Origin of the sequence: Dyadobacter sp. CY347 (genome assembly GCF_021502655.1) — a bacterium.
In the GTDB taxonomy this organism is placed as follows: Bacteria; Bacteroidota; Bacteroidia; order Cytophagales; family Spirosomataceae; genus Dyadobacter.
On record NZ_JAKFFT010000009.1, the window covers coordinates 491,242 to 501,028 of the forward strand.

Below are 9,787 nucleotides of genomic sequence, written 5' to 3' on the forward strand. Positions count from 1 at the left end.
TTAAAATTTCACATTCACGTTCAGACCGTAAGTTGCGGGCACCGGAATGCTTCCGCCTTCAAGGCCCTGAATGTTTCCTCCGCTGCTTGTAAACTCAGGATCAATGTATTTGCTGGCTGTGTAAATGTTGGCCAGGTTACGTCCATAAAGGCCGAAATAGATTGATTTCACGGTTTTGTTTGCCAATGGCAGGCTGTAACCGAATGTTACCTCTCTCAACTTTACAAACGTCGCATCGAAGATCGTCTGAGGCGTCGGGCCGCTGTATTCGCCGCGCGCCCATGCTTGTGCCGTGATGCGTGTGTCGTTTTGCGATGTGTTTGTAACCTCGTACGAGCCGTCTGCATTGTATTTAACTGTTCCTTTCACACCGTCAAGCACTACGCCGGTTTCACGCACATTGTTGGCAGCGGTTTTGTCCAACACACCAGCATACATACCCACTTTATAGGTTTGCGAGAAGAATTTTCCACCCACGCGGCCATCCAACAGGAAGCCCAGGTTAAAGTTTTTGTAAGTAAAGCTGTTTTGGAAACCGAACAGATATTTTGGCAAAACACTCCCCAGCGGCGTCAGTTGCTGACCGCGGTCGTAAGTTCCGTCTGCCTTGATCACCTTCTGGCCATCGGCTGCATAGATAAAATCATTGCCTAAAATCTGTCCATAAGGCTGGCCTTCACGTGCAACCAATGTGACCAGGCTGTTTGCCAGCTGGAATGTATTCACGCCCGGCGCAAGTGAAATCACCTTGTTGCGGTTGCGCGACCAGTTCAGGCTCGAATTCCATTCAAAACCATTCTGGCGGATGGGTGTTCCCGTCAATGTCACTTCCACACCTTTGTTATTGATCTTGCCCGCATTAATCACCTTGGAATCATACCCGAATGCCGAAGAAACGGGAATATTGATGATCTGGTTGCGACTTACATTGTCATAATAAGTTACGTCCACCCCTACCCTGTTCTTAAATGCCTGAATGCTCAAACCTGTTTCCCACGAGCTTGTGATCTCCGGTTTCAAAGCCTGGTTATTGAGCTGCGTAGGTAGTTTGTAAGACGCCAATCCATCAAATGACTGCGAAGCTTCGTAAGCACGCTGCAACTGATATGGGTCCGTGTCATTACCAACCTGGGCCCATCCCAAGCGAACTTTTGCAAAATCAAGCCAAGTCCAATCTTCAACGCCGTTCAGCTCGCTAAGGATCAAACTGGTTGTTAATGAAGGATATGCAAAAGAGTTTTTAGCAACGGGCAATGTGGAAGACCAGTCGTTACGCAATGTTCCATCTACAAAAAGCAGACTTTTCCAACCCAAAGAAAAGCTGGCGAAAAGCGAGTTGATCTGCTTGCGGTAAGCATTGGAATTGATCAAAACAGAGCTTGCGTTTTTGAGATTATAATATTCAGGAATGATCAATCCGCCTTGTGTTACGGCATCGCTCACGCGGCGTTTCTGGCTCATAATATTCCCCCCGGCGTTCACATTCAATGAAATATCGCCCCAGCTTTTGTTGGCAGAAGCCAGCAACTCGTAGTTGAATTCACTGAAATTATTCATGTATTCCTGATACTGCGATTGGGTACGGGAATAGACGGCGATGCGGTCCTGATATTGGTAATTATAAACATCCGCATTCACTTTTCCGCTCACTTTCAGCCAGCTGTTTACGTCGTAAACTAAACCCACATTGCCATAAAAGCGGTCGCGGTTTTCATCCAGATAACTTTCGTACGCCGACCAGTAAGGGTTATCGATAAACTTGGCAGCTTCTCCGGCAGGCGTGTTCTGATAGCCGCTCCGGTTCCACAGGATCTGCGTTCCGTCGGCTCTTTTGTAGTTTTTCAGCTTCTCGTAATCCACCTGCACAGCGCCCCACTGGAATGCTTCGAGGATAATGTTCCGGTTCGTAGCACCCGTCCATGGCCGGCCCGTCGATTGATTTTTGATATAATTAAAATTGTTGTAAACCTTCAACTTACCCAGCTGCGTCGAACCCGAAAAGTTGATCGAGTTTCTTTTCAGTGAAGAATTCGGGACGGTTCCTTTTACATTTTTATTGGTATACGAAAGCCTGTAAGTCGAGTTCGCGTTTCCGCCGCTCACAGAAAGGCTGTTTGTATTGGCAACTCCCGTTTCAAAAAATGTGTGAACATCATTTTTGGGATAACTCCATGGCTGCGGGTTCAGGTAGTCCGCCGTATTTTCAGGGTCAAGGTTATACCAATGCAGCACCGGCGTTCCATCCAGTTTCGGGCCCCAGCTTTCATCTACGGCATATTCGGCAATGTTGTAATCTTTGCCATCAATGTTTGCCTGTTGAAATGTGCTTGAAAAGCCGCCGCCATACAATTTTTGGCGCTTAGGCAGCCGCACGATCTGCTCGAATTCAATGCCTGTGTTCAGCGCGATGTTCACCTTGCTGTTCTCTTTTCCTTTTTTAGTTGTGATCAGAATGACGCCGTTTGCCGCCCTGGTTCCATAAAGCGCAGCCGCAGACGGCCCTTTCAGCACCGAAATGTTCTCGATATCATCCGGGTTAAGGTCCTGGATCATGTTACCAACATCTTTTCCTCCACTGCCTGAGCTCGTCGCAGCGCTGTTCAGATCCGCATTGTCGATTGGCGTTCCATCGATGACATATAATGGCTGGTTGTTTCCTGAGATCGAATTCACCCCGCGCAAAAGCACACGTGACGAACCGCCCATATTCCCACCCGATGTAACCACTTGCAAACCAGCCACTTTACCAGAAAGTGCGCTTAATGCGTTGGTAGGACGCGTTTGCAATGCTTCGCCTTTCACTTCTTGTACAGCATAACCCAGTGCCCGCTTTTCGCGCGAGATCCCAAGGGCGGTTACCACCACTTCGTTCAGGATTTTAGTGTCGGCTTTCAGTGCCACGGCAATTTTATCGCCATTGGCAATCGCCACATCCTGAGCCAGATAACCAATGAATGAAACGACAAGGATAGATGCGTCGTCGCTGACACTTAAACTAAAAGCGCCGTCCGCATCCGAAAGTGTCCCGGAAGAAGTTCCTTTTACAGCCACCGAAGCACCGGGAAGCGGTGAGCCATCATTCGCATCCCTGATGATCCCGGTGATGACCCTTTGCTGGGCAACGACAGTTCCCATTGCGAGAAATGTTAGAAAAAATAGATATAGAAATCGTGTTTTCATGAATTGTATTTTAATAAGAGAGGTAACATTAAGTTTTGTAAAATTACACGGCACTTTTCCGAACATTCAATTGGATAATATTCTTTTTCATGGGCTGTTTTAAAAATTTAATTTGGTTAAATCACTTGTCCAAGGGTGTAAGCGTGATAGTGGCTTACAATTCTTTTGCAAATTTATTAAAAAGAGATTAAATATCTAATCTCTATCGAATTTATAGAATAATAATTTTATTTGTCTTATTCGTTGATTGCTTATCCCTTATCGCCAAGCATTAACGTGCTATATATGTGCAGGATCACGCACGGATCTCATGCGAATTCCTTTTATTTATTGCCAAGCCGCAGGGCTGGCTCAAAGATTAACGGTTAACGGTGATGAAAAGAATAAACCTTATCAAAGTATCAGCAGGATTTTGGTTGTTATTCCAATTCTTGCCCGTCTTTGCCCAGCGTAAGAATTCTGAACACCCCAAGTCAAGACCCAATGTAATCATTATTTTGACTGACGATATGGGCGTGGGCGACGTAGGGGTCTTTGAAGGCAGTATGGTCCCTACTCCAAACATCGACAAACTCGCTGCAAGCGGTTTGAAATTGACAAACTATTACGCAGGAGCGCCCATTTGTTCGCCTTCACGTGCCAGCATCCTTACTGGAATGTATCCCGGAAAATGGAATTTCGTAACGTTTCTTGATAAGAAAAGCCATAACAAAGACGCTGAACAAGCTGACTTTCTGAATCCCGAGGCGCCTTCAATTGCCCGCTTTTTCAAAAGTTCGGGTTATGCGACGGGGCATTTTGGGAAGTGGCACATGGGCGGCGGCAGGGACGTTACAGACGCCCCGAAGTTTGCACAATACGGAATAGACGAGCACGCAAGCACCTACGAAAGCCCTGAACCCGACCCCTTACTGACCGCCACAAACTGGATCTGGTCCGACAAAGACAGCATTAAACGATGGAACCGCACCTCCTATTTCGTTGATAAAACATTGGATTTCATGAGCCGGCACAAGGACCAGCCCTGTTTCGTAAATTTATGGCCCGACGAAGTCCACACACCTTGGGTGCCTGAGCTGGAAGCTGGTGATGAACCCTTAAAACCGCAGTCGGAAGCCGCTTTCAAACGCGTCCTCAAAGAATACGACATGCAGATCGGCCGCCTCATCGACGGACTGAAAGAGCGTGGTCTGTTCGACAATACGATCATCATCTTCACCAGCGACAACGGCGCGCTGCCAACATTCAAAGGCTCCCGAAGCGACGACTCCCGAAGCAACGGTTCCCGAAGTGGCCAGTTCCGCGGTTCCAAACTTTCGCTCTATGAAGGCGGCATCCGGATGCCTTTCATCGTCACCTGGCCCGGCCACATTCCCACCGGAAAAACAGATGAACGTTCCGAACTACATGCAACCGATCTGCTCCCGACCTTATCCAAACTATCCGGAATAGCATTACCCGCCAATTACAAAAGCGACGGCCTAGATCGTTCCGCAGTCTTGCTGGGCAAACCTTCCTCACGAAAAAATGAAATGTTCTGGGAATACGGTCGAAACAACATTGCCTACGCCTACCCCAAAGGCGCCGACAAAAGCTCGCAACTAGCCATAAGATCGAGACAATGGAAACTGCTCATGAATCACGACGGCACCAACGCGGAACTCTACAACCTAGACAAAGACCCATCCGAAACCAACAACCTGGCATCCGGCAACATTAAAAAGCGGGACGAACTAAGTCAGAAGTTACTAGCTTGGTGGAAGGCCCTGCCGCGGTTGGGGGAGTAATTGAGAAGTCGGGTTTCGCAAATTGGCTAATTGATTTCGGAAGGCTGTCACGGCACTTTCCGGATTCAGCTCTATCAAATTTGTAATAAAAAGTTCCGGATGCTGCGCTTCAATGTCAAATTGTTTCAAATAGTGATTTGGGAAATCCTTCAAATTTGCTGTAACTATTACATCTGCATTGCAGCAGTGGTCTTTTTCAATTGCGCCGCAAGAATGTCCGGTCGGTTTAACAGCAAATCACGTATTGGCGCTGGATATAAAACACAAGCGTTGAGAATCGCGATGAACCTTGCAGAATGGATCATTCGTACCCAAGACTTAGGTCTTGTGCTTGCTTTGCGAGCATTTTCAGGTTTCTCTTGGTTATGGCTTTTTGCTGACCAGCATATTTCATCAGATCTTCCAGTAAAATCCTCCGATGACTTCCTGCCTTTTTAAAAGGGATCACGCCGTCTTCAAGCATCTTGACAATGTGAGGACGGGACACATTTAACATATCTGCTGCCTGTTGGGTACTCAGCTCAGACTCGGAAGGAATCAGCGAAATTGCTTTCCCCTCCGCCATGACAGAGAGGATATTAGACAGGAATTCAAGCGCTTTCCTAGGAATTGCAAAGGACTCCCCGCTTTCCTGAATACTAATGTTGACACTATCTGAGGTTCGCCCGAAGACAGCCGACTTAAAATTTGCAACCGATTCGCTTGCCATTTGCTGTTCCCGTTGTGTTGGCCTTTCCAATACATTTTCCATGTCGTGAGTAAGTTTTAACAAATACGCTAAACGAAATAAACGAAACGAAATCAGCTTGTCTATTTATTCCAAACTAAGCACATTCGCACCCAACGGCTGTTCGGTGACCCGTTCCAACTTTTTGTCGTGAACGGTTACAATGATTTCCACAGAGCCGGTGCTTACTGTGGCGGCGAGCATATGGCCGCCATGGGCGGTGAAGTCTTTTCCCGTGACTGTTCCGTGACAATGCAGGGACGGTTTTCCGTCTTTCCAGGCGATTGTGCCGCTCATGGAGGCCAGCTCAACTTTCTTGAATTCCTTTGGATCGTATTCCTTCGTGTCGAAATTAAAGAAGCCGAATTTTACATTGACGAAACCCATGCCGCTCAGGTTTGCGGATGGGATCTTTTCCTTTACGGCTAACTTTTCCAGCTCAGCAAAAACATCATCGCCCTGCCGGAGGACCATCAGAAAGCCCGTTGGCACTTTTACATATTTTGGAATTTCCTGCGCATTTGTATGGGTTTTTAAAACAGAAAACAAGAGCAGCAGCGAAAGAAAACTAATAGTCTGCATGGTGATATGTCGGTTAGGTGATGATGTCCTGCCATCAAATAACTATGCCGCCAGCCGGTGCAACATTGTTTGTATCCTCATATTTCGCAGCCCCGAGAAGGTTAATTATTGGTTAATCCACCGTTAACACAGCCTTAACATTGCCTGTCTACTTTTGCGGGCGTTAAACCTCCCTGCCCTGACGAGGCACATTTTATCCAATCACAACTATTACTCAATTAACTCACAAAAAATGAATCGATTAATTACCGGACTTATTGTGGCATTCGCAATGGTCTTCTGCTCGGCCACCTTATTTGCGCAGGGCAATGAAGCAACCATCATTGGGAAAGTCTCCGAAGTGAATGCAGGCCCGATCCCGGGCGCGACCGTCTTGGTCAGAAACGAATCCACTGGTTTCCAGGCGGGTACAGTTACAGACATGAATGGCGATTACATTATCAAGCAATTGCCGCTTGGTTCGCCTTACTCCATCACAGTTTCTTTTATTGGTTTTGGAGAACAAAAGAAAACAGGATACGCCTTGAACCAGGGCGATCAGCTGAGGCTGAATTTTGCGATGGAAAACAGCGCTACTGAATTGCAAGCTGTTGATATTAAGGCCAACTCATTGAAAAACACAGTGGTAACACTAGGCTCTTCTACACCGATCACAGCCAAAGACATCGCCAAATTGCCTGTTAACGGCCGGAACTTTACCTCGCTGATCGACCTTTCGCCTTTGAGCAACGGGAGCAGTTTAGGTGGACAACTTGCCTCTTCTACCAACTACACATTGGATGGTATGACCTCACGAGGAACAATTGCGGGCGGCTCGACACAGGGTGCCTATTCCATTTCTATGGAAGCGATCCGCGAGTTTAAGGTGGTTACCAACGAATACGATGTAACAATGGGCCGTTCAGGTGGTGGTACAATCAGTACGGTGACCAAGTCAGGAACGAACAAGCTCTCAGGAAGCGCATTTACATTTATGCGTACAGACTGGCTTTCAAGTGGTTATGATTTGAGAGGAAACAAAAGAGTGCAGGATTTCTCTACCTATCAGTATGGTGCATCTTTGGGAGGAGCGATCAAGAAAGACAAAGCGCATTTCTTCGTAGCGTGGGACCATCAGGCTGACTCACGTCCGCTATACATTGCAAACATTCAGTCGCCGGCTGACGAAGCTGCAAATAAAGTAACGCAAGCGACATTGGATCAGTTTACGGACATCGCCAGAAGTAAATATGGTGTTTCAAACAACCCTCAGTTTGGTGCTTTTGGAAAGAAAAAAGGAACGGATGCTATTTTTGCCAAGATCGACTGGCAGCTGAATTCAAAGAACCTTTTGACCTTGCGTAACAACATGGTGATCGAAAACGACGCACTTTCGGAAGGTGACAACAGCAATATCAATGCTTATGAATCCTACATCGACCGCAAAAGATTCGATAACAGCATCATGGCGTCACTGCGCACGATTATCAATCCAAAAATTACGAATGAACTGAAATTGCAGCATTTTTACGAAGATCAGGCAATTATTCCTAGCTCTGAACTTCCTTCGGACGGGATTCCCCGTGCCATTGTTGAAAACGTGCAATCTGTTTCAGGAACAAATAATTACAACACTTCCATCCAGATCGGTGGCCAGCGTTTCTCACCTGAATGGTTCAAAGGAACTGTGGTTCAACTGGTTGATAACTTTTATTACAGCACAGGAAAGATCAATTTCACTTTCGGTCTGGACCTGATGTACAACCGCATGAAGTCGCGTTATGGTAGCGAGATGAACGGACGCTTTTACTTCACAGGTCTGGAAAACTTCGCGAACCAGACACCTTACCGTTATGCAAGGGAAATCAACCTGCTGGAAGACCCTAGCAATGTTGTAAATTCTTTGAGCACAGGTGTTTATGCGCAAATGGATACAAAGCTGGCGCTTGGTCTTGAAATGATGGCGGGTTTGCGTTTGGACAACACACAATATCTGAACAAAGCGAATTTCAGCCAGGTGGTTTTCGATGAACTGGGCTTGCGTACGGACAATGTGATCAATACAACGCAATTGCAGCCACGCGTGCAATTTACGTGGGATGTGAATGAGCAGAGCAAAGATATCGTTCGCTTTGGTGCGGGTGTATTTGGCTCAGCTTTGAACCCTTACTCGATGATCAACAACATGTTATTTGACGGAACAAGGGTTGCTTCTGTGGAAATCCAGGGTAACCTGGTTCCAAAACCAAACTTCCCAGGCTACCGCGCAGATCCTTCAACAGCACCAGGCGCAGAGCTTTTCAACATTCCTGGCATTGAAAGATTGGTAACTATCAATACAAACAGCAAAGACGCGAAAATCCCGGTTGTGTATAAAACCAACTTCTCTTACAACCACTTTTTTAGCGACCGTCTTCGTGTGGGCGTGAGCGGATATGCTTCATGGGCGCGCAACAACTATATGTATGTTGACCGCAACATGGTGCAAGATCCATTCTTCCGCATTACGGCAGAAGCCAACCGCGGCGTATATGTGCCTGCTGAAAGCATTACCGAAAAAAATGGGGCAACAAACTGGTTGAACAGTCGTAAAACGAAGAACGTGGGCCGCGTGCTTGAATTGACCAGCGATGGAAAGAAAAACCAATATGCTGTGGTGATCGACGGAACGTATCGTTACTTCAAAGACGGTCAGATTACGGCTTCTTACACATGGAATGATGCAAAGGATAACACTTCCTACAACGGAAACGTGGCCAACACGGCAACACTTGACCTGATGGTTGCTGACGATCCGCGTGATTTGAGCAAAATGGCTTACGCCAACAACCAGTTCCGCAGCAAAATCGTATTCTACGGAACAGCGCCTAGTATTTACGGTGTCACCATCGGCTTGCGTTACTCAGGGATCGGCGGAACGCGTTACTCAATGGCAGTAAGCGGTAACATGAACGGTGACTTCGTATCGTCGAATGACCTGGCCTACATTTACAATCCGAACAGCCCTGAAACGCCTGAATATATCCGCAAAGGAATCCAGACGATTCTTGACAACCCGGAAGCAGAGCAGAGCATTAAGGATTATATCAAAAGAGATATGGGCAAAATGGCTGAGCGCAATGGTGGTATCAACGATTTCTACGGAGTATTTGACCTGCGTCTTGCGAAACGTTTCAAACTGTTTGACGGCCACGGATTGGAGGCTTCAGTAGATGTTTTCAACGTCGCCAATCTTTTGAACCATGATTGGGGTGTAGGTAAAAACCTGGGTAAGCAAAACCTCTACGCAATCAAAAGCTTCGACCGCGCAAAAGAACAATACGTCTACACCATGAGCGCCGGAACAGGTGTATCCACCCTAAACGGCAACCCTTACCAAATCCAGCTTGGTTTGAGATATGGGTTTTGATGTAGGATGAATCGGGCTGTTTAGGCTGTGCAGCCTGTCAGCTTGTTAAAGCACATGTCAGCCTGAGCGGACCGGGCCGCCGGGCGGTCGAAGGCGCGTTACCCAGGAGTAGCGCGCCTTCGA

General features: G+C 47.1%; 5 protein-coding genes. 2 read left to right on the forward strand and 3 right to left on the reverse strand.

Annotation, left to right across the window (positions count from 1 at the left end):
• Positions 1 to 3,180 (reverse strand): SusC/RagA family TonB-linked outer membrane protein, encoded by a 3,180-nt coding sequence (locus L0659_RS22990; RefSeq protein ID WP_235128916.1) that lies wholly within the window; start codon positions 3,178 to 3,180, stop codon positions 1 to 3.
• A gap of 374 nt (positions 3,181 to 3,554) precedes the next feature.
• Between L0659_RS22990 and L0659_RS22995 the strand changes: the two genes are divergently transcribed.
• Positions 3,555 to 4,967, forward strand: a complete 1,413-nt coding sequence (locus tag L0659_RS22995; protein ID WP_235128917.1) for a sulfatase — start codon at positions 3,555 to 3,557, stop codon at positions 4,965 to 4,967.
• Between the two features lie 301 nt (positions 4,968 to 5,268).
• Here the strand turns inward: L0659_RS22995 and L0659_RS23000 are convergent, their stop codons facing one another.
• Both L0659_RS23000 and L0659_RS23005 read right to left on the reverse strand, forming a co-directional pair.
• Positions 5,269 to 5,718, reverse strand: a complete 450-nt coding sequence (locus tag L0659_RS23000; RefSeq protein WP_235128918.1) for a helix-turn-helix domain-containing protein — start codon at positions 5,716 to 5,718, stop codon at positions 5,269 to 5,271.
• Positions 5,719 to 5,781: 63 nt separating this feature from the next.
• Positions 5,782 to 6,276, reverse strand: a complete 495-nt coding sequence (locus tag L0659_RS23005; RefSeq protein ID WP_235128919.1) for a PPC domain-containing DNA-binding protein — start codon at positions 6,274 to 6,276, stop codon at positions 5,782 to 5,784.
• Between the two features lie 232 nt (positions 6,277 to 6,508).
• Between L0659_RS23005 and L0659_RS23010 the strand changes: the two genes are divergently transcribed.
• Positions 6,509 to 9,664, forward strand: a complete 3,156-nt coding sequence (locus L0659_RS23010; protein ID WP_235128920.1) for a TonB-dependent receptor — start codon at positions 6,509 to 6,511, stop codon at positions 9,662 to 9,664.
• Positions 9,665 to 9,787: the final 123 nt, after the last annotated feature.

Bases quoted from the DNA above. Each gene is read 5' to 3' on its own strand.
- L0659_RS22990 (WP_235128916.1), bottom strand. From the start codon at position 3,180: ATGAAAACACGATTTCTATATCTATTTTTTCTAACATTTCTCGCAATG.
- L0659_RS23005 (WP_235128919.1), bottom strand. From the start codon at position 6,276: ATGCAGACTATTAGTTTTCTTTCGCTGCTGCTCTTGTTTTCTGTTTTA.
- L0659_RS22995 (WP_235128917.1), top strand. From the start codon at position 3,555: ATGAAAAGAATAAACCTTATCAAAGTATCAGCAGGATTTTGGTTGTTA.
- L0659_RS23010 (WP_235128920.1), top strand. From the start codon at position 6,509: ATGAATCGATTAATTACCGGACTTATTGTGGCATTCGCAATGGTCTTC.
- L0659_RS23000 (WP_235128918.1), bottom strand. From the start codon at position 5,718: ATGGAAAATGTATTGGAAAGGCCAACACAACGGGAACAGCAAATGGCA.